The sequence below is a fragment of the Salinicoccus sesuvii genome (assembly GCF_042648145.1).
GTDB classification, from domain to species: domain Bacteria; phylum Bacillota; class Bacilli; order Staphylococcales; family Salinicoccaceae; genus Salinicoccus; species Salinicoccus sesuvii.
The window spans coordinates 69961-93966 of sequence record NZ_JBHRWV010000007.1; the positions used below are offsets into that span (position 1 = coordinate 69961).

The 24006-nt window shown below is 42.0% G+C and carries 27 protein-coding genes, 2 pseudogenes and 1 riboswitch; of the genes and pseudogenes, 8 read left to right on the forward strand and 21 right to left on the reverse strand.

Annotated elements, in window-relative coordinates; all coding sequences use genetic code 11:
• Positions 1–6: 6 nt before the first annotated feature.
• The 5 genes from ACFOJ8_RS06055 to ACFOJ8_RS06075 form a co-directional block, all read right to left on the reverse strand.
• Complete coding sequence (locus ACFOJ8_RS06055; RefSeq protein WP_380659898.1) at positions 7–354, reverse strand: Asp23/Gls24 family envelope stress response protein; 348 nt, start codon at positions 352–354, stop codon at positions 7–9.
• 246 nt (positions 355–600) lie between these two features.
• Positions 601–1947 (reverse strand): acetyl-CoA carboxylase biotin carboxylase subunit, encoded by a 1347-nt coding sequence (gene accC / locus ACFOJ8_RS06060; protein ID WP_380657045.1) that lies wholly within the window; start codon positions 1945–1947, stop codon positions 601–603.
• Positions 1947–2378, reverse strand: coding sequence for an acetyl-CoA carboxylase biotin carboxyl carrier protein (gene accB, locus ACFOJ8_RS06065; protein WP_380654018.1), 432 nt, complete (start codon positions 2376–2378; stop codon positions 1947–1949). Before accB ends, accC begins: the two co-directional genes overlap by 1 nt.
• A gap of 103 nt (positions 2379–2481) precedes the next feature.
• Positions 2482–3039 carry an elongation factor P gene (gene efp / locus ACFOJ8_RS06070; protein WP_380654020.1) on the reverse strand — a complete coding sequence of 186 codons (558 nt, stop codon included), beginning with the start codon at positions 3037–3039 and terminating at the stop codon, positions 2482–2484.
• A 30-nt stretch (positions 3040–3069) separates the two neighbouring features.
• Positions 3070–4125: a M24 family metallopeptidase gene (locus ACFOJ8_RS06075; protein WP_380654023.1), complete on the reverse strand. Its 1056-nt coding sequence runs from the start codon at positions 4123–4125 to the stop codon at positions 3070–3072.
• A 183-nt stretch (positions 4126–4308) separates the two neighbouring features.
• On the opposite strand from ACFOJ8_RS06075, the gene ACFOJ8_RS06080 reads away from it, so the two are divergent.
• The 4 genes and pseudogenes from ACFOJ8_RS06080 to ACFOJ8_RS06095 all read left to right on the forward strand — a co-directional run bounded on the left by ACFOJ8_RS06080 (position 4309) and on the right by ACFOJ8_RS06095 (position 7449).
• Positions 4309–4875 (forward strand): hypothetical protein, encoded by a 567-nt coding sequence (locus tag ACFOJ8_RS06080; RefSeq protein WP_380654026.1) that lies wholly within the window; start codon positions 4309–4311, stop codon positions 4873–4875.
• Between the two features lie 20 nt (positions 4876–4895).
• A complete protein-coding gene (locus tag ACFOJ8_RS06085; protein WP_380654029.1) occupies positions 4896–5798 on the forward strand; it encodes a DUF1385 domain-containing protein in 903 nt (300 codons plus the stop codon).
• 2 nt (positions 5799–5800) lie between these two features.
• Positions 5801–6025, forward strand: a complete 225-nt coding sequence (locus ACFOJ8_RS06090; RefSeq protein ID WP_380654032.1) for an SA1362 family protein — start codon at positions 5801–5803, stop codon at positions 6023–6025.
• A 109-nt stretch (positions 6026–6134) separates the two neighbouring features.
• Positions 6135–7449 (forward strand): annotated as a pseudogene (locus tag ACFOJ8_RS06095) (IS3 family transposase).
• Between the two features lie 51 nt (positions 7450–7500).
• Here the strand turns inward: ACFOJ8_RS06095 and ACFOJ8_RS06100 are convergent.
• On the reverse strand, positions 7501–8334 hold the full coding sequence (locus ACFOJ8_RS06100; protein WP_380654035.1) for a lipoate--protein ligase family protein: 834 nt from the start codon (positions 8332–8334) through the stop codon (positions 7501–7503).
• An 88-nt stretch (positions 8335–8422) separates the two neighbouring features.
• Here ACFOJ8_RS06100 and ACFOJ8_RS06105 point away from each other — a divergent pair, with 88 nt between their 5' ends.
• Complete coding sequence (locus ACFOJ8_RS06105) at positions 8423–8809, forward strand: rhodanese-like domain-containing protein (RefSeq protein WP_380654038.1); 387 nt, start codon at positions 8423–8425, stop codon at positions 8807–8809.
• Positions 8810–8855: 46 nt separating this feature from the next.
• Here the strand turns inward: ACFOJ8_RS06105 and gcvPB are convergent, their stop codons facing one another.
• The 10 genes from gcvPB to comGA form a co-directional block, all read right to left on the reverse strand.
• Positions 8856–10337, reverse strand: a complete 1482-nt coding sequence (gcvPB, locus tag ACFOJ8_RS06110; RefSeq protein WP_380654041.1) for an aminomethyl-transferring glycine dehydrogenase subunit GcvPB — start codon at positions 10335–10337, stop codon at positions 8856–8858.
• Positions 10330–11673: an aminomethyl-transferring glycine dehydrogenase subunit GcvPA gene (gene gcvPA / locus ACFOJ8_RS06115; protein WP_380654043.1), complete on the reverse strand. Its 1344-nt coding sequence runs from the start codon at positions 11671–11673 to the stop codon at positions 10330–10332. Before gcvPA ends, gcvPB begins: the two co-directional genes overlap by 8 nt.
• A 21-nt stretch (positions 11674–11694) precedes the next feature.
• On the reverse strand, positions 11695–12780 hold the full coding sequence (gene gcvT / locus ACFOJ8_RS06120) for a glycine cleavage system aminomethyltransferase GcvT (protein WP_380657048.1): 1086 nt from the start codon (positions 12778–12780) through the stop codon (positions 11695–11697).
• A 67-nt stretch (positions 12781–12847) separates the two neighbouring features.
• A riboswitch (glycine riboswitch) is annotated at positions 12848–12936 on the reverse strand.
• A 94-nt stretch (positions 12937–13030) separates the two neighbouring features.
• Positions 13031–13510: a shikimate kinase gene (locus ACFOJ8_RS06125; RefSeq protein WP_380654045.1), complete on the reverse strand. Its 480-nt coding sequence runs from the start codon at positions 13508–13510 to the stop codon at positions 13031–13033.
• Positions 13511–13668: 158 nt separating this feature from the next.
• Positions 13669–14085: a competence type IV pilus minor pilin ComGF gene (locus ACFOJ8_RS06130; RefSeq protein ID WP_380654048.1), complete on the reverse strand. Its 417-nt coding sequence runs from the start codon at positions 14083–14085 to the stop codon at positions 13669–13671.
• Complete coding sequence (locus ACFOJ8_RS06135) at positions 14069–14338, reverse strand: hypothetical protein (protein ID WP_380654050.1); 270 nt, start codon at positions 14336–14338, stop codon at positions 14069–14071. The genes ACFOJ8_RS06130 and ACFOJ8_RS06135 overlap by 17 nt, the downstream gene beginning before the upstream one ends.
• Entirely contained in the window at positions 14328–14762 is a 435-nt protein-coding gene (locus tag ACFOJ8_RS06140; RefSeq protein WP_380654053.1) for a prepilin-type N-terminal cleavage/methylation domain-containing protein, read from the reverse strand. Before ACFOJ8_RS06140 ends, ACFOJ8_RS06135 begins: the two co-directional genes overlap by 11 nt.
• Positions 14737–15063: a competence type IV pilus major pilin ComGC gene (gene comGC / locus ACFOJ8_RS06145; RefSeq protein WP_380654056.1), complete on the reverse strand. Its 327-nt coding sequence runs from the start codon at positions 15061–15063 to the stop codon at positions 14737–14739. Before comGC ends, ACFOJ8_RS06140 begins: the two co-directional genes overlap by 26 nt.
• A gap of 16 nt (positions 15064–15079) precedes the next feature.
• A complete protein-coding gene (comGB, locus tag ACFOJ8_RS06150; RefSeq protein ID WP_380654059.1) occupies positions 15080–16129 on the reverse strand; it encodes a competence type IV pilus assembly protein ComGB in 1050 nt (349 codons plus the stop codon).
• Positions 16095–17087 carry a competence type IV pilus ATPase ComGA gene (comGA, locus tag ACFOJ8_RS06155; protein ID WP_380654062.1) on the reverse strand — a complete coding sequence of 331 codons (993 nt, stop codon included), beginning with the start codon at positions 17085–17087 and terminating at the stop codon, positions 16095–16097. Before comGA ends, comGB begins: the two co-directional genes overlap by 35 nt.
• Positions 17088–17302: 215 nt before the next feature.
• Between comGA and ACFOJ8_RS06160 the strand changes: the two genes are divergently transcribed.
• Positions 17303–17551 (forward strand): DUF2626 family protein, encoded by a 249-nt coding sequence (locus ACFOJ8_RS06160; RefSeq protein ID WP_380654065.1) that lies wholly within the window; start codon positions 17303–17305, stop codon positions 17549–17551.
• Between the two features lie 48 nt (positions 17552–17599).
• Here the strand turns inward: ACFOJ8_RS06160 and ACFOJ8_RS06165 are convergent, their stop codons facing one another.
• Complete coding sequence (locus ACFOJ8_RS06165; RefSeq protein WP_380654068.1) at positions 17600–18223, reverse strand: MBL fold metallo-hydrolase; 624 nt, start codon at positions 18221–18223, stop codon at positions 17600–17602.
• Between the two features lie 91 nt (positions 18224–18314).
• On the opposite strand from ACFOJ8_RS06165, the gene ACFOJ8_RS06170 reads away from it, so the two are divergent.
• Positions 18315–18554, forward strand: a complete 240-nt coding sequence (locus tag ACFOJ8_RS06170) for a DUF2759 domain-containing protein (RefSeq protein ID WP_380654071.1) — start codon at positions 18315–18317, stop codon at positions 18552–18554.
• 45 nt (positions 18555–18599) lie between these two features.
• On the opposite strand, the gene argH is transcribed toward ACFOJ8_RS06170, so the two are convergent.
• Together argH and ACFOJ8_RS06180 are read right to left on the reverse strand one after the other, a co-directional pair.
• Entirely contained in the window at positions 18600–19979 is a 1380-nt protein-coding gene (gene argH / locus ACFOJ8_RS06175; RefSeq protein ID WP_380654073.1) for an argininosuccinate lyase, read from the reverse strand.
• The gene (locus tag ACFOJ8_RS06180; protein ID WP_380654076.1) at positions 19972–21183 is read right to left on the reverse strand and encodes an argininosuccinate synthase; all 1212 of its coding nucleotides are present in this window, start codon (positions 21181–21183) and stop codon (positions 19972–19974) included. Before ACFOJ8_RS06180 ends, argH begins: the two co-directional genes overlap by 8 nt.
• A 159-nt stretch (positions 21184–21342) precedes the next feature.
• Between ACFOJ8_RS06180 and ACFOJ8_RS06185 the strand changes: the two genes are divergently transcribed.
• Complete coding sequence (locus tag ACFOJ8_RS06185; RefSeq protein WP_380654079.1) at positions 21343–22071, forward strand: SDR family NAD(P)-dependent oxidoreductase; 729 nt, start codon at positions 21343–21345, stop codon at positions 22069–22071.
• A gap of 53 nt (positions 22072–22124) precedes the next feature.
• Here ACFOJ8_RS06185 and ACFOJ8_RS06190 read toward each other — a convergent pair.
• Both ACFOJ8_RS06190 and ACFOJ8_RS06195 read right to left on the reverse strand, forming a co-directional pair.
• Positions 22125–22981: pseudogene (locus tag ACFOJ8_RS06190) on the reverse strand (PhzF family phenazine biosynthesis protein).
• A 61-nt stretch (positions 22982–23042) separates the two neighbouring features.
• The gene (locus ACFOJ8_RS06195; protein ID WP_380654080.1) at positions 23043–24005 is read right to left on the reverse strand and encodes an ROK family glucokinase; all 963 of its coding nucleotides are present in this window, start codon (positions 24003–24005) and stop codon (positions 23043–23045) included.
• Position 24006: the final 1 nt, after the last annotated feature.

Sequence of the window (24006 nt, forward strand, 5' to 3'; positions counted from 1 at the left end):
ATTCTATTATTTAATATTAACGATGTGCACATTGACTTCTTTGACATCATGATCCGTCATATTCCTTATTGCCTGATCGACATTTTTCTGGATCAATTCTGCAGTTTCATGGATGTTGCGGCTCGTAGACAGAGAAACATAGATAGAAATCATTACTTCGTTGTCTTTAGTATCAACTTTGACCCCTCGGCCTCGATACTTTTTGCCGATTTTCTCAAAATTACCACTTGCAAAGTTGTTCTGTAATGCATGTACACCTTCTGTTTCAGTCACCGCAATGCTTGCGATCACTTCAAGTACTTCCGGTGATATCTCTATCTTTCCAAGATTTGCTTTGTCTTCCTGAATTATCATGTTCATCACCTCGCCAGTCCATTATATCATGATTTCGCTGGAATTTGGACGACGTTTCAGCTAGCTTGAACATGAAACCTATATTCATATCGGAACTGTATATGCCAGTCCTTAATCGTCCTTCCGTTGAGTATAATACTATGGTGTACAAATATCATTGTCAACCAAATGGATGGTACTCCGAATACATGAAAACATAGAAAAAGGGCATCAATGGAGATGCCCCTTTTCCACGCTTTCCTATCATTACTTCATAATGCTATTATTTTCTAGGAAGTTAGTATTGTAGTTGTTGGATCTGAATGCTTCATGGCGTAGGAGGTTCGAGTGGAATGGAATCGTCGTATCTACACCACCGATTTTAAATTCACCAAGTGCGCGGAGTGCAGTAAGAATGGCTTCTTCCCTCGTATCTCCGTATGTAATCAGCTTGGCTATCATTGAATCATAGTACGGCGGAATGACATATCCCGAGTAACATGCAGAATCGAGTCTAACACCATAACCACCGGGTGTGATAAACTCATTGATTTTGCCTGCAGATGGCATAAAGTTCTTGTAGGGATTTTCAGCGTTTATCCGCAGTTCAACAGCATGACCTTTAAATTCAATATCTTCCTGTTTGAAAGGAATTGCTTCTCTTCTTGCGACTCTAATCTGCATCTTGACAAGGTCAATACCGGTAATCATTTCTGTCACGGGATGCTCAACTTGGATGCGCGTGTTCATCTCCATGAAGTAGAAATGGTCTTCGTTGAGATCATAGATGAATTCAATAGTACCAGCACCGATATAGTCGATGCTCTTTGCGGCGGTCACCGCTGTCTCGCCCATCTCTTTACGCTTTTCATCAGAAAGGATCGGACTCGGTGCTTCCTCTACCAGTTTCTGCATACGTCGCTGGATGGTACAGTCGCGCTCACCCAGATGCACAACATTACCGTGATAATCTCCAAGTACCTGAATTTCAATATGTCTGAAGTTCTCTATATATTTTTCAATATAAAGACTCTTGTTGCCAAAGGCGCTCTCCGCCTCTTGTTCAGTCATTTTGTAGTTCTGGATGAGGGATGCCTCGTCACGTGCAACCCGTATTCCTTTTCCACCTCCGCCATAGCTTGCTTTGATGATGATAGGATATCCAATTTCGTCAGCAATTTGTTTTGCATCCTCAATGGATTCGACTACACCTTCGCTACCTGGTACGGTCGGTACACCTGCTTTTTTCATTGTATCCTTTGCAACATCCTTAACACCCATAAGTGAAATCGTCTCATGCATCGGACCGATGAAAATGAGATTGGATGCTTCGCACATTTCAGCGAAGTCGCTATTTTCGGCCAAGAAGCCGTATCCTGGATGGATAGCGTCACATCCGGTTTTTTTGGCGATCGTAATAATGCTGATCATATCAAGATAGCTATCTTTAGACAGTTTGGGACCAACGCAGTATGATTCTGTGGCAAGTCTGCGATGAAGACTGTCGGCATCTGCTTCGGAATAGATGCTGACCGACTCTATATCAAGTTCGGTACACGCTCTGATGATTCGGACGGCGATTTCTCCACGGTTTGCAATCAGTATTTTTTTAATCATCGTATTCTGAACAATGGCTGGTCGTATTCAACCATTTCTCCATCTTCGACGAGAATTTCTGTGATCTCACCGGCAGTTTCCGCCTGGATTTCATTGAACAGTTTCATTGCTTCCAGAATACATACTACGCTTGTATTTTCAACCTTATCACCGACCTTGACGTAAGGGTCTACTTCTGGAGACGAAGCCTTGTAGAAAGTTCCGACCATCGGTGCCTTAATGACCTTTCCTTCCTCCTTTGGCGCAGCTTCGGTCTGTACCGGCTGGACAGACTGTGGTGCGGCCTGGACTGGTGCGGCGGCTTGTTGGAACCCATTTGTGCTTTCTCTCTTCAGCACGATATCCACTTCTCCGTCCTTATATGACAGTTCTGTCAAAGATGCCTTTTCCATTTTGCTTATCAGTTCATCAATATACTCCAGTTTCATGTCTACTGCTCCTTAACATTCAAAATTTCTCTCTTACATTCTACGCAAGTGGTCATACCAATTCAAGGAAAAAATAAAAGCAGATCGAAATCTGCTTTTATTTCTATGCTCTGGATACATAACTTCCGTCGTCTGTACTTATAATCAGTACATCATCTTGGTTTACAAAAAGCGGCACTTGAAGTACTAATCCGGTTTCTAGTGTCGCCGACTTGGTCGCTCCACTTGCAGTATCACCTTTGATGCCTGGTTCTGTTTCAACGACTCTCAGCTGGACCGATTTCGGGAGTTCGACACCAAGTGTTTCCCCTTCGTACATGATTAATGAAACATTCATGTTTTCCTGAAGATATTTCAATTCATCTTTGAGCGCTGAAGCTTGAAGCTCCACTTGATCATAAGTGTTGTTGTCCATGAACACATGAGTATCTCCATCAGCATACAGATACTGCATCTTCCTGTTGTCAATCTGAGCTCTACCGACCTTCTCACCTGCGCGGAAAGTCTTCTCCTGAATGGCACCTGTTCTCAGGTTCCTTAGTTTACTCCTGACAAATGCTGCGCCTTTGCCCGGCTTGACGTGTTGAAATTCCACAACTCTCCAGATGCCATTATCTACTTCTACTGTAAGTCCTGTTTTAAAATCATTAACTGAAATCATATTATTCCTCCTAGTTCTACACTGGTAAAATCAGATGATGAAAAGTTCTTTGCTACTGTTGGATAGCTTCTCGAGTCCACTTTCCGTAACAATGCAGTCGTCTTCAATACGGACACCGCCGACGCCGTCGATATATATGCCTGGTTCAACTGTGATACACATATCCTTCTCAAGAATCGTGTCGCTCGCTTTCGAAAGTCCGGGCATTTCATGAACTTCAAGTCCGAGTCCATGTCCAAGTGAGTGACCAAAACACTCTCCATATCCATGCTCTGTAATTATATCACGGGCAATAGCATCCGCCTCTTTGCCAGTCATTCCGCTTTTCACTTTCTCCAATGCGGCCAATTGTGATGTTAACACAATACCGTGCACCTTTTCCATTTCTTCGGTTACAGAGCCGACGCCGAACGAACGTGTGATATCGGAAGCATAGCCGTTATAATAGGCACCGAAGTCGATTGTCACCATGTCGCCAGACTCAATCTTCTTATCCGACGCAACACCGTGTGGCAAAGCACCACGGTAGCCGCTGGCTACGATGATATCAAAGCTCGATCCTTCTGCACCAAGCTTACGCATGTGACTTTCCAGTTCGTTTCTGACTTCAAGTTCAGTCTGACCAGGCTTGATAAACTTAAGTATGTGGTCATATGTTTCATCCGCGATCTCACACGCTTTCCTGATGAGTGAGACTTCTTCGGATGTTTTGTACATACGGATGGTTTCAACTTCATTAGTCATCGGCACTAGATTGAATCGGCTGTCTAGTTGCTCATAGGTATTGTAGTTTACGTGTTGACCTTCAAATCCTATAGTACGCAGTTTTTTCTCTTCGAAAAATTCGGTGATGAAATCGAGCAGACCCTTATTCTGCAACACAAACTCGAACTCGTCTGCTTGTTTTACTGCTTGGGCCTTATATCTGAAATCTGATATCAGATACCTGTTCTCCTTTGTGATGACCACTGCACCACTCGAGCCTGTGAAACCTGTGAGATAACGGCGATTATAGTCGCTCATTATAAGTAGGGCATCAAGATTGTTCTTTTCAATCAAAGTATTAACTTTATCAAATTTTATCATATACATCCACTCCACCTTTCAAATATATATTACATCAAATCCGTGGAAATTTCAGTAAAGCATATAATGAACTTAAAATAAAAAAATAATAGGTGTCATTCAAAGAATGATGTATTGCAAATGGATATCATGTTTTAATATAACATGATAAAATAATACAATGAGATACAGGAGATTGAGAATATGAAACGCATAATATATGTCCCCCTTATTGCACTTGGTTTAAGTGCTTGCGGGTCCCCATCAGTTGAAGAAGAACTTGCCAGTGCGAATGACCGCAACGAGGAGCTGCAGAGTATCCTCCAGACCGAGGAGGTCACGCTTCAGAAGAACACACAGCGTCTGCAAGCACTGGAAGATGACATTTCTAAAATACAGTCTGTCATTAGTAATCCGGATATAGACGCTTATGTCGAAACCGTCACTGATTATTCACAAGCGATGCAAGAGGGTCTTTCCGAGCTCGATACCCTCCTTGCGGATAATGCAGATAAAGAAGACCTATCCTCCATGGAAGATGCATATGGAGATATATCAGAAAATCTAACTGAAGCGATCGAAACGTATCGCGATGACGTTGCCAAAGTGGAACTGGATGACTATCTTAACCGGCAACATAGTGCCATAGAACTTGCGAATGAAGATATTCTTGGCGCTTTAAATACAATTGGAACCGGCATTTCAGCATCCGATCGAGACTTGCTCGACCAAGGGCTAGATCAGCTTAGAGATGCTAATGAATATTATTGATAGAAGGAAGCGTCTGATAAATGAATAAACCAAAGTTCGGTGGGCAAGCAGTAGTTGAAGGTGTCATGTTCCAGTCAAAAGACAAAATGGTTACAGCAATTCGCAGGAGCAATGATGAAATTGAATATTTCGAAATGAATCGTCCTGAGAAGAAATGGGTGCAGAAGCTTAAGAAGATACCTATTCTAAGAGGCAACGTTGCCATCATTGAATCAAGCATATTTGGTATGAAGCATATGGAGTTCGCGACAGATCGCTATGAAAGAGATCCAAAGGATGACGTACTGATAGAGCAAGAAAAGAAAGACGCCAATACTGCGAAGATTGTTATGTCTACCATCATAGTGGGTATTTTATCTTTCCTAGTGGGGAAGTTCTTGTTTACGCTGATACCGGTGTTCATTGCTGAAGTTTTTTCAGGAGTAGTCACCTCGCATGTAGGACAGGTATTCTTAGAATCCCTCTTCAAGCTTATTTTGTTGCTTGTCTACATCTACGCTATTTCCATGACACCAATGGTAAGGCGATTGTTTCAGTATCATGGTGCCGAACATAAGGTGATCAATACCTTTGAAAGTGGCGTTGAGCTGACAGTCGAAAATGTTCAGCGTCATTCAAGACTACACTACCGATGCGGCAGTTCATTCATACTATTCACAGTAATGATCGGTTTCGTCGTCTACATGTTCGTACCGGTCGATCCATTATACGTCAGGATACTTAACCGGATCGCCCTGATTCCTGTGGTCATCGGCCTTTCGTTTGAATTTCTCCAGTTTACTAACCGTGTAAGGAATGTACCGGTGCTCAAATGGCTGGGTATTCCGGGACTTATGCTTCAGCTACTCACTACGAAGCAGCCGGACGGTCCCCAAGTCGAAGTTGCAATTAAATCATTTAACAAGCTATTAAGGAGCGTCTGATAATGAAAAAGTTTTTACTATACCTAGTTCTTGCAGTGGCAGCGCTCGGCCTGATTACAAATATGGATTACTTCCTGAACATGATTGTTAACTCACTAATCTTCCTGTTGATAATCGGTCTAATCCTATATGGCATCTACTACTTCTTCATTCTGACTGAGAGCCAGAGAAAATATAAGCGGGCTTTGCGGAAATCGAAAAGAAAATATAAAAGTAAAAGGAAATAGAAAACAGGCCGGTAGATTGAACTGCACCCCAATTGTTAGACACGTCTAACAATTGGAGGTGCAGTTTTTTATGACCAAATTCACAAGCGAGCAAAAATACTAAGTTGTCATGAGATATCAGAAGGGAACCGAAAGTATAAAAGAAATATTTAAATCCATCGGTACCACGCCGGAGGTTGTCCGTAATTGGATTAGACAATTCGAATATTATGGCGGGGCTGCTTTTGAAAAATCCTATACATCCTATGCAGCCAAGTTTAAAATGGATGTATTGAATTATATGAACGAAACGGGCGCATCTCCGAACGCAGCTGCGGTCATCTTTGGAATCTCCTCACCCGCTTGATCCGAAAGTGGCGGAATCAGCTGGAAACAAACGGATATGATGCGCTCCTTTCCAGAAAGAAGGGACGGCCGTCCATGAAGAAAACATCCGCTGAACAGAACACGCAAGCCCCTGTAGACGGTTCCACAGAAGCCCTTCAAGCAGAGATTGACCGCCTACGCATGGAAAATGCCTATCTAAAAAAGTTGAACGCCTTAGTTCGAGCCAAGGAAACATCACCAAAAAAGACAAAGTAAAGGGCATCTACGAATTAAGGCAGGAATATCCGGTGAAAGCACTCGTTGAATTGGCGCAGATTCCGCGCAGTACGTATTATAATCAGGTAAAGCAGATGCAGCGCCCCGATCCGGATGCCGAGCTGAAAGCCCGGATCCAAGCAATCTACCATACGCATGAAGGGCGCTATGGCTATCGTCGGATACGAGATGCGCTGGCGAATCAAGGGCATCGGGTCAACCATAAGAAGGTCCAGCGTCTCATGCACACACTGGGTTTAAAATGTATTGTCCGTATGAAACGGTACAAATCCTACAGAGGCGGCATCGGGAGGATCGCACCGAACGTATTGAACCGTCAGTTTTCAGCCAAAGCACCCAATGAGAAATGGGTCACGGATATCACCGAGTTCAAGCTGTTTGGCCAAAAACTATACCTGTCGCCTGTTCTGGACTTATTCAACGGAGAAATCATCACCTACACAGTGGGGATCAGACCGACATATTCATTGGTTTCAGAAATGGTATCAAAAGCGTTGGATCGGCTACCGGCAGTACATCACCTACTGATGCATTCAGATCAGGGGTGGCACTATCAAATGCAGGCATATCGAGAGACACTTAAAGCAAACGGGATTATACAGAGTATGTCGCGTAAAGGAAACTGCTACGACAATTCGGTGATGGAGAATTTCTTTGGCATTATGAAGTCTGAGTTTCTCTATATGAAGACATTCAAAAGTATTGACCATTTTAAACGCGAACTGGAAAATTATATAACATACTACAACACACAACGCATAAAGGCCAAATTAAAAATGAGCCCGGTACAATACCGAACTCATTTTATACAGACAGCCTAAGTGAAGAAACTGTGTCTAACTTTTAGGGGTCACTTCAGATCGGCCTGTTTTTTATTTTCTATAGTTCCATTCGTTGGATTCGTACTTTCTTTTGATTTCTAAAAGGCGTACTTCATCGTCTTTTGTCAGTATATAAGGCTCGGTTACGATATCCAGCCCTTTTTCAAAACCCTTTTTAAAAGCTGGGTATAGGGCCTCCACTGAAAATTCTTTGCTACTGATCTGGTTGATTGCGACGGCCTTCTCTTTGAAAGCTTCCTTCATCTTATTTTTGAAACGTTCGTTTGCATATGTAAACATGTCGAAGAGGTGATCGACATCAACATCAAGCAATATGGAGCCGTGCTGCATAATGATTCCGCTCTGACGTGTTTGGGCGCTGCCCGCAATTTTTCTACCTTCAACGACTAGCTCATACCAGCTTGGAGTGTCAAAGCATACACTGCTTCTGATGTTTGTCAGTTCCTTTTTTTCTTCCTTTGTACGCGGAATACTAAAATGTGCGTCTAGTCCAAGATTCCTGAACCCTTCAAGCAGTCCTTGTGAAATAATTCGGTAGCTTTCAGTAACGGATTCCGGCATGCCAGGGTAAGTTTCGGGCAGGACTACACTGTACGTTAATTCCTTGTCGTGGAGTACGCCTCTTCCACCTGTGGCACGTCGAACCAATTCATATCCATATTCATTTACACGGTCAATATCAATTTCTTTTTTCATTTTTTGAAAGTAGCCAATTGAGAGTGTTGGTGTTTTCCACTCGTACAATCTAATAGCAGCAGGGATTGTTCCCGACCTCACCTTCTCCATCAATAGTTCATCGAGTGCCATATTGTAAGCAGCATCGTTTTTTCCACTTTCAATGTAAGCCCAACTGTTATTCGACACAGCGTTCACTCCTGTCTTTTTTCTCTTTCAAATTATATCAAATATCTCTATAATAAACTTATGTGAAATTTTTAAGGAGAGATGCAGATTGGATACATGGTTGATCATTCTACTGGCAGCAATAGTTGTTCTGCTTCTTCTGTTGCTCAACGGCTTCAGAAATATGAAAAGCGTTAAATCACTTCCCGAGGCAGAATTTAAGAAAGATTTAAGACGCGTTCAGCTAGTGGATTTGAGAGAAAAAGAAAAGTACGAATATGGACATATTATGGGTGCGAGAAACATTCCGATGATGAATTTCTCGATGAAAATGAATTCACTTCGCAAAGATCAGCCCATTTATCTGTATGACCAGACGGGACGGCTGTCTATCAGAGCTGGCAGAATGCTTAAAAAAGCAGGTTATAACGACATTTACATGCTAAAGAATGGCATCAGTAAATGGACAGGTAAAATTAAATCTAAAAATAAATAACATCAAAAAGATGCGTACCGGTCATTACCGGTACGCATCTTTTATCTTACTTCTCTTCAAGAATATTTTCCCGCTCGAACCTTAGTACTGGCTTCCTTGCAGCTAATGTTTCGTCCAGTCTGCCAATAATTGTTGTATGTGGCGCTTCGAGGACAATATCAGGGTTCTCCTCAGCTTCCTGCGAAATATTGATGAGTGTATCAACGAAACCATCTAGTGTCTCCTTCGATTCCGTTTCAGTCGGTTCAATCATCATGCATTCCTCTACATTGAGTGGGAAGTAAATGGTTGGAGGGTGATAACCGAAGTCGAGTAGCCGCTTCGCCATATCAAGTGTTCGTACACCCATTTTTTTCTGCCTAGAGCCGCTGATGACAAATTCATGCTTGCAGTGCTGTTTATAAGGCAGATCAAAAGTTCCTTCTAGTCTTCTCATCATATAGTTCGCATTGAGTACGGCAATTTCAGATACTTCCTTCAGACCATCCGGTCCCATCGTCCGGATGTATGTGTAGGCGCGAAGGAAGATGCCAAAGTTGCCGAAGAATGGTTTCACACGCCCAATACTTTTCGGCACATTGTGCTCTACTTTGTATGTGTCGTCTGTATTTTTAACGATAAGTGGTTTCGGTAGGAATCTAGCGAGATCTGATTTGACACCGATTGGTCCAGAACCTGGTCCGCCACCACCGTGTGGGCCTGTAAATGTTTTATGAAGATTAAGATGGACAGCGTCAAAGCCCATGTCCCCTGGTCTGACTTTTGCCATGATTGCATTCAGGTTTGCACCATCATAGTAAAGTTTGCCACCTGCTTCGTGTACGATATCCCGAATTTCCAGTATATCTTCTTCAAATAGCCCGAGTGTATTCGGGTTTGTAAGCATAATTGCTGCTGTGTCATCCCCCACCACACTTTTAAGATCTTCAATATCGACGAGACCACGATCATTTGATTTGACAGTAACAGCTTCAAATCCAGCAACAACTGCGCTGGCAGGGTTTGTACCATGAGCAGAATCGGGCACGATGACTTTTGTACGCTTGAAGTCGCCATTCTCTTCATGGAAAGCTTTAATCATCATCAGAGCAGTCCACTCCCCTTGCGCACCTGCAGCGGGCTGTAGTGAGATTTCGTCCATTCCAGTAATAGCCTTTAGATGCTCTTGCATATCATAAACGATTTCAAGTGAGCCTTGTATAGCACGGTCGCTCTGTAACGGATGGCTGAGGGCGAATCCTGACATTCGGGCAACTTTTTCGTTGATTTTAGGATTATATTTCATGGTACAGGAGCCAAGTGGATAGAAACCGGAATCCACACCGTGATTCTTATTAGACAACTCCGTGTAGTGGCGCATCAGATCGAGTTCGCTGATTTCTGGCAGTTCAGCTTTTGTGTTGCGGATGAATCTACTGTCTATAATATCATCGAGCGGCTGCTTTTCCACTTCGAGGTCCGGGAGAGAATACGCAAAACGGTCTTCTGTACTTCTTTCGAAAATCAAAGGACTAGATCCCTTATTCATTATATTCACCCAACCTTTCGACAAATCCGTCAATATCTTCTTTCGTACGCATCTCGGTGACAGCGACTAGCATGTGGTTATTAAGTGAAGCATCTATTTTCCCGAGATTGAAACCACCAATATAGCCATAATCTAGAAGTTCATCGTTTATATCGTCGATATCCTTTGATAGTTTCACAGCAAATTCGTTGAACGACTGTCCATCAAGCACAGTAAATCCAGCAGATTTCAGCTTTTTTTTCATATAGAATGTTTTCTGAATGTTCTGTTCCGCCATCTCTATGGCACCATTTTTACCGAGAGCACTCATTGCGACTGAAGAAGCAAGCGCATTGAGTGCTTGGTTAGAACAGATATTACTTGTCGCTTTGTCCCGTCTGATATGCTGCTCCCTTGCTTGTAGAGTTAAGACGAATCCGCGATTGCCGTCTTCATCCTGAGTCTGTCCAACCAGTCGGCCTGGCATTTTGCGCATAAGCTTCTTGGTTGCTGCAAAGTATCCACAGTGTGGCCCGCCAAACTGTGCTGGGATGCCGAATACCTGTGTATCACCGGTAACAATGTCAGCTCCAAATTCACCTGGTGGTGTTAACAAACTAAGTGCAAGTGGGTTACTACTGACTACAAACAATGCCTTATGTTTATGGGCGATTTCTTCAATGGCTTCAAGATCCTCCACTGATCCTAAGAAGTTTGGATACTGAACCATTACTGCAGCAGTATCTTCATCAGAAGCTGCAGCAAGTTTATCAAGATCGGTATAGGTACCGTCAAGCTCCACTTCCACTACCTCAATATTCTGTGCTGTGCAGTAGGAACGGAGTACTTCGATTGCTTGAAAGTGCACGCCTCTCGAGACGACGACTTTCTTCTTACGTGTCTGACCGGAGGCCATTGTAGCTGCCTCGGCAAATGCAGTCGGACCGTCATACATTGAAGAATTGGCGACATCCATTGCAGTAAGTTCGGAAATTAACGTCTGAAATTCAAATATAGCCTGGAGCTCGCCTTGAGAGATTTCTGGTTGATATGGCGTATAGGCGGTATAGAACTCTGAACGAGAGATGACATGGTCCACTACTGTTGGAATGTAGTGATCGTAAACACCTGCACCGAGGAATGAAGCATGTGTTTCCGAAGTAATATTCTTGTTTGAAATACGTGCAAGTTCACGCAGCAACGATGTCTCACTCTTACGTTCCTTGAGATTGAGCTCTCCTTTAAAACGGACACTTTCCGGTATGTCGTCAAAAAGTTCAGAGATGCTTGAAACACCAATTCTATCGAGCATCTGACTCTTGTCTTTTTCAGTTAATGGTAGGTAACGATGACTCAATATATACACTCCCTCGTATTGTTAGTTTTTATGAAACGGTGTCTTAACAAACTTTGCTTCTACATCCTTATTTCGAATTCTGATGGTGAATGTTTTGCCTATTTCATGGAAATCGCCGTCGACAAGCGCTAGACCAATTGAACGTTTTGTCAGGGGCGACTGTGTGCCGCTTGTAACATAACCGACTATTTCTCCATCATGATCTACAACTTCGTAATCGGTACGGGCAATACCGCGTCCGAGAAGTTCAAATCCCGCAAGCTTTCTTGGCCCGCCGTTCTCTTTCTGATCCTTCAATACTGTTTTGCCAATAAAATCTTCTTTGTCAATTTTTACTGCAAATCCCATGTTACCTTCAACCGGTGTAATATCTTCAGTAAGATCCTGCCCATGCAATGGTAGCGCTGCTTCCAATCTCAGCGTATCGCGAGCACCAAGTCCACACTGAATAACTTTGGAATTAGTGAAAACTTTCCACAGTTTTTCAGTATCGTCAGCGTTACAGTAGATTTCAAAACCGTCTTCGCCCGTATATCCACTTTGCGACAGGATGACAGTGCATCCAGCGATATCGATATTTTGTCTAAAGCGGAACATCTTCATATCACTGATATCTTCGTCAACGTGTTGCTGGACAATGTCACGTGCTTTTGGACCCTGTACAGCAATCTGACCATACTCAGCGGATACGTTGGTGACTACCACATCATAGCCTGAAATCTGCTGCAACCACTGGAAATCCTTATCTGTATTTCCGGCATTAACAACAAGCAGGTATTTGTTGGCCTCGAGCTTATAGATTACAAGATCGTCGATAACACCTCCCTGTTCATTGCATAGCATTGTGTACTGTGCTCTTATATCTGTAAGTTTCGAAACGTCATTTGTCAGTGCATGGTTTAGGAATTCTTCCGCTTCACTACCCTCAACGAGCAGCTCACCCATATGACTGACATCAAAGATTCCCGCAGACTCCCTGACCGCAGTATGTTCTTCTTTTATGCTACTGAACTGTACTGGCAAAGCCCAGCCTGAGAAATCGATAACCTTTGCTCCGGCTTGATGATAGTAGTCATACATCGGTGTCTTTTTTAATTCGGACATGATTAACCTCCTTATAATAAAAAAACAGGACAGCTGTAATAGCTGCCCTGTTGAATTGCCTTCAGGAATGCGTCCCAATGCCGTTCTTTTGCCTGAGAGATTCACCCTTAGGGTTTGCTCCTTCGGCGACGATTACTCGTTCTCTCGAGCATTGTTCATTCGCAAAATTTTCAATTTTCGATTCGTTTTCATTATACCCTTTGAATTTAAAAAATAGCAAGAATTTTTGAAAAGATGATTCTTCAATACTGACTCATTGAATCTCGAAAATATTAGAGACGATCTGTTCGACCGATCTATTGCAGTCGATTTCTTGATTTGCCAATTTGCGATATCTCCCAAGTCGCTCCTTGTAAAGGGCTTTTACTTGCTCACGGCTTTTAACAAGCGGGCGGTTGCTATCCTCTTTTATCCTGGTGTAGAGTGTATCAAAGTCTGCATGGAGATAGATGACTGGTACTTCCATGTCCTGTAGCAGACTGTAAGAAGGTCCGTATGTAACTATTCCCCCTCCAGTGGCAACAATGCACTCGGCCTCACTAAACTGCTTCAGCGCTGCATATTCCCTTTCTCTAAATCCGGATTCTCCCTCTGCTTTGAAAATTTTAGGGATATCCATGCCACTCATTCTAACGACTTCATCGTCCAAGTCGATCGCCGGTAGCTGCATTCTTTCACCAAGCCTACGGGCGACTGTAGATTTGCCACTCCCCATGAAACCAATCAAAATCATTCTAACACTCCTAGTCTACCAACCCCTGAATGCGGAGATGATAAATTTCTATAAAATTCGATTGAATTTCAAGTATCATCGAACTCTTATTATAGTAATGGTAATATAACCCGACCAGATATAGCAATACGAAGTATATGGAAAAGCTAAAGAATCCATCATTTTGAAAAAGCAGCAGTTTCATACCCTCCATCCCCCTTTCCGAGAATTGAAATATGAACAAGGGTATCGGTCTCCTTGAGACTGAATTCCTCAGCGCCAAACATTACGGTAACGTATCCGTTCTGATCAACAGTTTTAATAATACGAGCGCCATGCTTCCGGTATTCTATTTCTCCTTTCCCAACTTTAAAAACAATTGACTGTGTGCGAGTGTCTACACGGACCTCAGTACTCTTTTCGTATGTATCTGAGATATCAATCATGAAGAAATCTATTTCAAAATCCATCGCTTGGGAGTGAACGGTTTCAAATTGCATTAGAAGGGATGGTGTGAGCGACATAATGAATGCAGCAACCGACAGTGAAATAATCGCTTCGATATAGGTGAAGCCTGAATCATTCAATTTGAACACACAGCTTCGGATTATTTTTATCACAGATTCGATCTTTTTCAATACGATAGTTGTGACTGGCGCCCGCGAAAGATTGAAAGTCCTCATATTCTAACATATCAACATAGAGTCTGCGACTATACTCAAGCAGCCTGCCAGAATCCGACAATGTATGATTAAGCATGATCATGCCAGGCACTAGTACAGTGAGTATGATGGAGAAAATCAGCATGGCAAGTACACTATCAATCATCATGAATCCATCATCTTTCAATTCTGAACCTCCCTCTCTGTATTTGGAAAACATAATTCACAGAAGTGCCTAGACAGTCCATGCTGACTGTGCCAAATTTGTGAGTATCACCATCAGGTTTAAATATGATTCGATCCAGGCCTCCCTGTTTCAATGTACATGTTTCAAGTGGATACGTTTTGATAATCTGCCCTTCATGTGTACGAACCTGTATCTTCTGACCAATCGGATCCATGCTGATTATCCGTTGTGCACTAGTGCGCATCGCATCTGTTTGCGCACTTTGGAATAGATAACCAATCGTATCAATTTCTTGGTCGACGTGTCCGGCGTTGTCAGTTGGCATAGCGACTATGCTGATTAACAGAAGAATACTGATGATACTCAATGTGAGCATCATCTCGAGCATGGTGAATCCATCATTCAGAACGGAGCGCTTTGCCATTATTAACAACGATGGCATCCCCGTTTGCACACGTTATTTGCTCGGTAGTAAGGTAGTTCGGGACAAGTGCACTAATCGCCCCCGGAGGTGATCCTTCATTGAGTGTATACGCTTCAATCTGACTCTGTACCATCCGCACTTGGGCTTCACACCCTGTGTTCTGCACATTAGCACTCTGAGCAGCAATGTTCGGTATGATGAGTATGATCAATACTGAAATGACAAGTAAAACCAGTAGCATTTCGATCAGGGTGAACCCCTCATCTTTATTCTTTAATTTCTTTCTGAATATATTTTTCATTTTTTAACTCTCCTATTTAAATTTCAGACATCATCTGGAAAATCGGTAAGACGATGATCAGATACAAACAGATAATCAGGATGCCAAGTATTAGAAATACGATAGGTTGGATTCTTCGGGTTGTATTTTCAATCCTCATAATAAGCCGTTCTAAAGTATATTCGCTAAACATAATTAGTTCCTTGCCGACGCTGCTGTTCTGCTCTCCATGACTAACAAAAATACTAAGCTTTTCGTCGAGCATTTCCATACCTGCCAGTGCATCCGATAGAGAATTCCCATCCATCAACGAGGATTCGATTTTTTTTGAAATAAGCTGTAAATAGGGACTAATTTCCTGATGAATGAACAAATCGAGTATTTCTTTCACTTCAAGTCCGTTATTCAATAAATAACCGAATTCCCTTGAAAACCGGAATGTCTGGTACCCTTTGAAGTAGAAGCCAAAGACCGGGATACTAGCCAGTATTCTACTTTTTTTACTGACATCTTTTATGCGCAAGATTGATGCTGTAGTGAACAAAGCGATTATAGAAGCCAACAGAGCGACTCCGAGAATATACGGTAATGATTCGAGCATGGCGATAAGTACGCTTACAATCCCTCTAGATTCTGTCCCCATCGCTATATAGAGGTTTTTGAACTGTGGAATAACAGTGAAGTTTAAAGCGATGAGTATCGCGATAAAAATCGTCACAAGCAATATCGGATATTGCAGTGATTTGATGAGTTTTGAAGAAGTTTTCCTAAGGTGTTTCAGATACGCTGAAGATTCCCTTAGATTCTTAAGTACTTCCCCATGAATTTCAGCTAGCGATACTTGGATTACGATCGCACTTCTAAAACCCATCGCCTTCAATATAAGACTAAGGCTGACTCCTTCCCTTACCATCTGGAGGTAAGTTGCCTTATCCTTTTCTTTTAATACGTCATACTGTTCGAGCAGAAATATAAGTGACTGTTGCAGCGTGAATCCGACCTCAAGAAGATCTGCAATCTTAAGTAGGAAATGAGCATCATACTTCCCAAGCCTATTTGAATTTTTCCAAATAGCTAGCATACTCATGCGCATTGAGACCTCCTATCTGATGCAGTTCCGACAGCTTATCCCTAAGCGTGTAGCATTTGACTTGACCGTCTCTCAAAAATGTAGCGATCTGGGTATTATCGAGTTTTTCATATACGATAAAGCTTCCTTTATCTGTGTATATTAGGCGTTGATTGATGATAAGTGAGATGCTCTGGATAATTTCTTCATCGTACAGACCATAGTCTTTCAATCGGCTAAGAGTACTGATAGCTGACTTGCTATGGAATGTACTGAGTACCAGATGGCCAGATAGGCTTGCTTTTAAAAGCTGTGAAGCTATATTGGCATCTCTGATTTCCCCAAACATGATAATATCGGGGTCGCAACGGAGGACACCCTTTAGAATTGGCTGATAGTCGATATTCGCCTTTTCGTTGATTTCTACCTGGACAAGTCCATCCATTTCATACTCTACTGGATCCTCGATACTTATTATTTGTTGCTTCCCAGCCAAAACCCTATCCTGTATCAACCTGTACATGAGCGTCGATTTGCCGGATCCTGTCGGCCCTGTAAAAAGAATCAGACCTTGCTTACGGACCATGAATTCCAGCAAGAAATCATAGTCTGTCGGCTGATAGAAAAGCGAAGAAGAAGATCGTTCTTCCATGGCGTTGAGCATTCGGATGACAATTATTTCATTCATCAGGGAGATCGGTAATGTACTAATTCTAACGTTTAGCGTCTGACCTTCAATACTGAGTGCTGTTCTACCACTCTGGGGCGTTTTATGTTCATTAATATCCAATTCAGCAACAAACTTCAGGAAGTTAACCATTTTCCTATAGTCTTCTAAACCGACTTCTTTGATGATAAGCATCTCTCCCCTGCATCTCACTCTGACAAGTCCTTTAGTGCTTTCCAGTGTTAGATGTATATCAGTGGCATTGTGATGTATTGCATCTTTGAAGATTTCTTCGACAAGCAGTTTCATCATTCACCTCCTGCACTATATATGGCGCGATAAAGGGAATTTGATTTTTTATGAAATAAATTGTCGATTTCTTTATTCCAGTGTTTATTTTCATGTATAATACTAATTAATGGTAATAGATACCAAGACATTTATTCTTATAAGTATTTACTTTAATATGATTATTATTTATAATTGATAACGATATGTTAAGTAAGGACGAAAGGACTGTTCCTATGGATAAACTTTTCAAAACACTGGGATTCTGGACTGCAATGTTTGCAATCCTTTTCTATGTCGGTGATATGATGATGATGACTTTGTTCTTCATCGCCCAGAGTGGATTTTTCATTCTTCTAGGCTACATGAAACTCACTGAAAGAATGTATATGTATGTATTTGCTGCATACTTAGTCCTTTTCTTTGTAGGATTCACATACTACACTACATTCCTTCTCGAGCCGAGTTTCGGCAACCAGCACTAGAATAAAAGAGCCAGGCAGATTTTATCTGCCTGGCTCTTTTATATTTAATCAGCCACGGATGAATGGGTTTGTTCTTTTCTCATCACCTATAGTTGTTTCGGGTCCATGACCGGGATATACTATCAGATCATCGTTCAGACTATAGAGCTTTCTGCTGATGCTATTTAGCAATGTGTTGTGATCCGCCTGAAAAAGATCTGTTCTGCCAATCCCACCGCTAAACAGCACATCTCCTGACACGATGAAATCCTGGAAAAGAAAGCTCATGCTACCCGGTGAATGGCCCGGGGTATGCAACGCCTCAAATTGAAACGCACCGATTTCATGACTACCCGGTTTAATAATTTCGGGTACTATAGTTGAAGCAATGGTTTTGATACCCATGTCACCATACTTAGCTGAACCATTTTTAGATGGATCCCTAAGCCAATCCTCCTCCTCTATACCGATCAATGTATTGACGGCGAAGTGACTCGCAACGCGATCGAGTGCACCGATATGGTCGAAGTGGGCGTGAGTAAGCAAAATAGCTTTCACTACACTATCTTTGGGAATTGTATCGATGATTCTATCAGCTTCTCCTGAAGGATCAATGATGATTACTTCGTTTTCATGCTTTAAAATGTAGCAGTTAGTTTCTAATGCTCCCAATGGGAGTACTTTTATTTGCATTATGTGCCTCCTTAAAATCTTCTCGACAAAGCTACGTTTTAATTATACAATATATATGAGAATAAAGAGAAATATCGGGAGGTTGAGCAAAATGCCATTCATCGATACTGGTGAGTTATTTGAAATCGGCGGCATTACCATCCATATCGGGGTCAATACATTGTCACTATTGATGCTGATGATAACTATTGTCGGTATATGGGGCCTTGTGGCTGCTGTTAAGAATAGAAACTTGCTTGCTGTTATATTCAGTGTGGCAACTGTTGCTACATTTGGATTCTTCGCAATCGCAACAATCTTTACATACGGTTATCCGGAGCTAGCCCACTAGCTCCTACTGTATGAAAAAAAGCAAACCCTTTCTGGGTTTGCTTTTTTATTTCTTTATTGTATTTTTCGCAATATGCAGTTGCTTTTTTACAGCCTCTGTCCCTGTACCACCGAGGCTATTTCTTCTGTCGACGACCGTTTTGGGAGAGAGTACTGTATAAATATCCCCCTGTATCGCTTCGTGGTGCCTCTGGTATTCCTCGAGAGCTAAATCTTTCAAGTATTTGTCTTCATTGATGCACTTCAGTACAAGTTCTCCTACTACTTCATGTGCTTTTCTGAATGGTACTCCTTTTTGAACAAGATAATCGGCCAGTTCAGTGGCATTCGAAAAATCATTTTGAACCGTTTTTTCAAGAACTGCTTCGTTAATCGTCATTGTCTCTAGCATGCCTGTCATAATTCTAAGAGATCCTTTGACTGTAGTTACTGCATCGAATATCCCTTCTTTATCTTCTTGCAAATCCTTATTATAAGTCAGTGGCAAGCCTTTGACCAGCATCAATATGCTTGTCAGAGCGCCGGTTGTACGTGCACTCTTACCTCGGATGAGCTCAGCCATATCAGGATTCTTCTTCTGAGGCATCATCGAACTGCCCGTCGTAAACTGATCGGAAAGTTGTACGAAATTTGCTTCCTCGCTCATCCAGAATATGATTTCTTCAGAAAGTCTGGAAAGATGAACCATGACCAGACTGATATCTGAGAGCGTCTCAATGATATAATCACGATCACTTACTGCATCCATACTGTTCTGATAAACGTCGGAAAATTGAAGCAGTTCCTGAGTCATTTCGCGATCAATATTAAACGTTGTGCCGCTGATTGCACCTGCACCAAGCGGGGACATGTCGATACGTGTAAGTGCATCGTTAAAACGATCCTTGTCTCTTTTAAGCATCCAGAAATATGCCATGATATGGTGAGAAAAAAGAACAGGCTGAGCGCGTTGCAGATGAGTATATCCCGGCATGATGCAATGGAGGTTGTTTTCAGCGAGTTCAAGAATCGTCTCCTGCAAGGTTTCGATACTTTCGATAATTTCGTATACCTTTTCTTTGACATACAGATGCATATCGGTCGCAATTTGATCATTTCGACTGCGGGCAGTATGCAGTTTACCTCCGACATCGCCAATCTTCTCGATAAGCGCGTGCTCGACATTCATATGGATGTCTTCATGTTGGACAGAAAAATCAAGTCGTCCTGCATCGTAATCGTCGAGCACTGCGCTCAGTCCATCTATGATTTGTTTTTTCTCTTCCTCCGTTATAATCTCCTTAGCGGCAAGCATTGTTGCATGTGCGATACTACCGGCAACGTCCTTTTCAATCAGTACTTGATCAAAATGGATGGATGCGTTGAACGCATCCACCCACTCTATTGCTTCTCCCTGGAATCTTCCACCCCATGCTTTTTTAGTCATAGAGTTTCACGCCGCTTTCGAGCATTGACTTGACTTTGGTCGGTAGCCCAAAAATTTCTATGAATCCGACGGAAGCTTCCTGATTAAATGCATCTTCGTTCGTGTATGTCGCAAGTTTTTCATTGTATAGACTATTGTCGGAACGTCTACCGGTTACAGTCACATTTCCTTTGTACAACTGTAAACGAACCTCACCATTCACAGGTTGTTGCATGTCTTTAAGCATTTTTCTCAAGGAGTCAGACAGTGGTGAGAACCATAAGCCATTATAGACTTGCTCTGTAAATTGTTGCTCGATAAATGGTTTGAAATGTGCAATATCTTTAGTCAGCGTAATCGTTTCGAGGTCGTGTTTGGCTGTCAAAATGACTTTAGCTCCAGGTGTTTCATAGACTTCACGAGATTTGATTCCAACTAGCCTATTTTCTACATGATCTATTCTTCCGATACCATGTACACCAGCGATATCATTCAACTTGATAATCAAATCATCCAAATCGTAAGACACGCCATTGATAGTAGTAGGCAGTCCTGCTTCGAACGAAATGACCAATTCTTCTGGTTCATCAGGTGCATCAACGATGTTCGCTGTCAGATCATATGCATCTTCGGGTGGTGTGTTCCACGGATCTTCAAGTACACCACATTCATTGCTTCTCCCCCAAAGGTTCTGGTCGATGGAGTATGGGGAGTCAAGATTGACTGGAATCGGAATGTTTTTCTCTTTCGCGTAGTCAATTTCTTCTTCCCTACTCCATGTCCACTCACGTACGGGAGCGAGAACCTTAAGATTTGGATCCAACCCCTGGATCGCAACTTCGAAGCGCACTTGGTCGTTTCCTTTTCCAGTGCAACCATGTGCAACATAATCGGCGTTAGTGTGGTGCGCAATTTCAACCAGTTTCTTTGAAATAAGCGGACGGCTGAGCGCAGAGACAAGTGGGTATTTTCCTTCGTACATAGAATTGCCGTAAATTGCATAAGCTACAAACTCGTCTGCAAATTCTTTAGTCGTGTCAATGACATGAGATTCGACCGCACCCATATCGAGAGCCTTCTGATAGACAACATCGAGGTCTTTACCCTCACCTACATCAAGACATACCGCAACAACATCGTATCCTTTATCTATAAACCATTGAATTGTTACACTTGTATCCAAACCGCCTGAATAAGCGAGTACCACTTTTTCTTTCTTTTCCATTCCATTCACCTCTGTAATGTTATAATTATAATGATTAGAATGATAGCACTATAAACATTCTATTTCAAGTATATTTATTCATTATTATGCATGTTTTTTATTAATAATTATAGAATCCGTCTTTATCTTTAGAAGGATTCTACATAAGGAGAGATAAGTATGAGATATGTATTTATTACAGGTACAAGCCGGGGACTCGGAAATGCCCTGCTCAAAACTTTTAAGGAAGACCGTATTATCAGTATTTCAAGGACTGAAGTTGAAACGGATGTTTCTTTGTATAAAACCTTTCACGTCGATTTTCTGGATGAACAGACTTTAGAAAAAACTTTAAACGAAGTATTCGATTCCATAAAGCCGGAGAAAGGAGATGAAATATTTCTGATCAACAATGCAGGAACCGTCAATCCAGTTAAATCGATTGCCAATATGGATGCGAAAGGATTCCTCGACAACTATAAAATTAACGTACTTGCCCCTGCCCTTCTTATGAAAGGCTTTACAGAGGCATTTGGCGAATTACAGGCATCAAAACGTATTCTTACCGTATCTAGTGGTGCAGCACTCAACCCGATTGAAGGATGGGCTGCATACTGCAGTTCCAAGGCGGCCGTCAACATGGTGAGTGATGTTCTCAGACAAGAAATGGATCGACTTGACTATCCAATACTTTCTGCAACCTATAGACCTGGGGTCATAGATACAGACATGCAAGGTGAAATACGTTCTGCAGATCCAGATGACTTTCCTGATATTAATAAGTTCCAAGACTATAAGTCTTCAAACAAACTCTACCCGGCAGAAACTGTTGCATATGTTGCGAAACGCATACTCACTTCTGATAATTTTGGTTTCTCGGAAAGTTATAGTGTCAGTGATTTTCTATAAAAAAAGGCGTCCCCTAGGGACGCCTTTTATAACTATTTTAGGTGATTTTATTTTCATATAATATTCTCAAGGTTCAAATGTATGGTTTCACAGTAGTACCCTTGCCCACCAACATGAACCTCATCTATTTCGTTATTAATGTTAGTCGTTAACCTGACATGTATTTCGGATGGAGCATCTAAAGAATATCCCTGCTCGAATACATAGAGCGGTTTATGCATTCCATGTTTCTCATATAGATAACAAGCCAATGCCCCATTCGAAGTTCCCGTCGCTGATTCTTCATTAATATCATACAATGGTGCAAAGTTCCTACATATCATTCGATAATCACTGACGGCGTATAGATGCATACCGACAACACCATACTGCTTACTGACCTTTTTAATTTCTTTAAAATCGGGCTTCATTTCATTTAGGCTTGCTTGGTCTTTTATAGGAATTAGAATATCTTTCAAGCCCGTTGAAACAATCTGAATTGGGTAGTTATCATCCAGAACTTCTATATCGAAACAATCGACAAGTGCATCTTTTGGCAAAATATCATAGAATTCCGGTCTGTTCTGTTCCATGGATATGATATCGCCTTCTATGTTAATGGGGAGGATACCGCTATTCGTATGGATTGTATAATTATTTCTTTTAAGCTTACCTTGGTGCTTCAATATTACAAAAGCACCGATTGTTGCATGGCCGCATAGATCAACTTCCTCTTTCGGAGTAAAATATTCAAACCTGTAGTCGGCAGTCTCAGAACTTGATATAAAGACCGTTTCTGTATAGCCGAGCTGTCTGGCTATATATTTTTTTGGACTGTTGATAAGGGATTGGAGACAAAGACGACACCTGCTTTGTTTCCACCGTTCTGATCTTTGCTGAACGCGCTCGCAACATACACGGGTATTTCCATAATTCACCTCTTTTAATGTTTGTCTGTAGTCTGAAGTGATCAATATCAAATCAGTCTTGTTTTATGATAGAAACTGTTTAACGAGACGAGAAGCTCCATAAATGCCTGCATCGTTTCCAAGTTCAGCCAAAACTATTTCAGTACCTTCATAAGCCGGAGTAAACGTCAGCGGACGGTAGTGATTATATATTCTATCTGTCAGCATGCGACCTGCTCGACTCACCCCGCCACCAAGAATGAAGTACTTTGGATTGGTTACAGCTGAAAGCGTACTGAGTGCCACCGCAATATAGTACGCGACCTCGTCAACAACTTTAAGTGCCAAAGTATCATTTTCTTCTGCTGCTTCGACAATCGCTTTGGCCGATAAGCTGCCTGCTTCTATTTCCGCTTTCAATGATGTACTTGTCATGCCATTGGCATAATGATGTAAAGCAAGGTTCTTCATGCCTGTTGCAGACGCTACAGTTTCAAGACAGCCCTTCTTGCCACAATTGCACTGGAAACGCTGATTATAGTCTACATAGGTGTGGCCAATTTCACCAGCGGCCCCTCCATGACCATGAATGAGCATACCGTTGGAGACAACACCCCCACCGACACCTGTGCCGAGAGTCACCATAACCACGTCTTTATGTCCACTGCCAGCTCCCTTGAACTGTTCACCGAGAGCCGCAACGTTTGCATCGTTATCTACGATGGCTGGAATCCCACTGATTTTTTCAAACTGAGACGCAATTGGCATCTGCTCGGTCCAATTTAGATTAATCGCTCCATTTAGTATACCGTTATTGAAATCTACAGGTCCTGGTACACCGATACCGATACCGGTAATATTATCGGTATTATATTCCAGTCTGCCTATTTTCGACTGGAATGCATGATGAATATCTGCAAGTATACGTATCCCCTCGTCTGCTACATCGGTATGGATCTCCCATTTGTCCAAAAGTTCAAGATCTGATGTAAAAACACCAAGTTTACAAGTAGTGCCACCAATGTCTGCTGCAAGAATTTTCTTCATA

Bases quoted from the DNA above. Each gene is read 5' to 3' on its own strand.
- ACFOJ8_RS06055 (WP_380659898.1), bottom strand. From the start codon at position 354: ATGATAATTCAGGAAGACAAAGCAAATCTTGGAAAGATAGAGATATCA.
- accB (WP_380654018.1), bottom strand. From the start codon at position 2,378: ATGAAACTGGAGTATATTGATGAACTGATAAGCAAAATGGAAAAGGCA.
- efp (WP_380654020.1), bottom strand. From the start codon at position 3,039: ATGATTTCAGTTAATGATTTTAAAACAGGACTTACAGTAGAAGTAGAT.
- ACFOJ8_RS06075 (WP_380654023.1), bottom strand. From the start codon at position 4,125: ATGATAAAATTTGATAAAGTTAATACTTTGATTGAAAAGAACAATCTT.
- ACFOJ8_RS06080 (WP_380654026.1), top strand. From the start codon at position 4,309: ATGAAACGCATAATATATGTCCCCCTTATTGCACTTGGTTTAAGTGCT.
- ACFOJ8_RS06085 (WP_380654029.1), top strand. From the start codon at position 4,896: ATGAATAAACCAAAGTTCGGTGGGCAAGCAGTAGTTGAAGGTGTCATG.
- ACFOJ8_RS06090 (WP_380654032.1), top strand. From the start codon at position 5,801: ATGAAAAAGTTTTTACTATACCTAGTTCTTGCAGTGGCAGCGCTCGGC.
- gcvPB (WP_380654041.1), bottom strand. From the start codon at position 10,337: ATGAATAAGGGATCTAGTCCTTTGATTTTCGAAAGAAGTACAGAAGAC.
- ACFOJ8_RS06125 (WP_380654045.1), bottom strand. From the start codon at position 13,510: ATGATTTTGATTGGTTTCATGGGGAGTGGCAAATCTACAGTCGCCCGT.
- ACFOJ8_RS06140 (WP_380654053.1), bottom strand. From the start codon at position 14,762: ATGGCAAAGCGCTCCGTTCTGAATGATGGATTCACCATGCTCGAGATG.
- comGC (WP_380654056.1), bottom strand. From the start codon at position 15,063: ATGAAAAATATATTCAGAAAGAAATTAAAGAATAAAGATGAGGGGTTC.
- comGB (WP_380654059.1), bottom strand. From the start codon at position 16,129: ATGAGTATGCTAGCTATTTGGAAAAATTCAAATAGGCTTGGGAAGTAT.
- comGA (WP_380654062.1), bottom strand. From the start codon at position 17,087: ATGAAACTGCTTGTCGAAGAAATCTTCAAAGATGCAATACATCACAAT.
- ACFOJ8_RS06160 (WP_380654065.1), top strand. From the start codon at position 17,303: ATGGATAAACTTTTCAAAACACTGGGATTCTGGACTGCAATGTTTGCA.
- ACFOJ8_RS06165 (WP_380654068.1), bottom strand. From the start codon at position 18,223: ATGCAAATAAAAGTACTCCCATTGGGAGCATTAGAAACTAACTGCTAC.
- ACFOJ8_RS06170 (WP_380654071.1), top strand. From the start codon at position 18,315: ATGCCATTCATCGATACTGGTGAGTTATTTGAAATCGGCGGCATTACC.
- argH (WP_380654073.1), bottom strand. From the start codon at position 19,979: ATGACTAAAAAAGCATGGGGTGGAAGATTCCAGGGAGAAGCAATAGAG.
- ACFOJ8_RS06180 (WP_380654076.1), bottom strand. From the start codon at position 21,183: ATGGAAAAGAAAGAAAAAGTGGTACTCGCTTATTCAGGCGGTTTGGAT.
- ACFOJ8_RS06185 (WP_380654079.1), top strand. From the start codon at position 21,343: ATGAGATATGTATTTATTACAGGTACAAGCCGGGGACTCGGAAATGCC.
- ACFOJ8_RS06195 (WP_380654080.1), bottom strand. From the start codon at position 24,005: ATGAAGAAAATTCTTGCAGCAGACATTGGTGGCACTACTTGTAAACTT.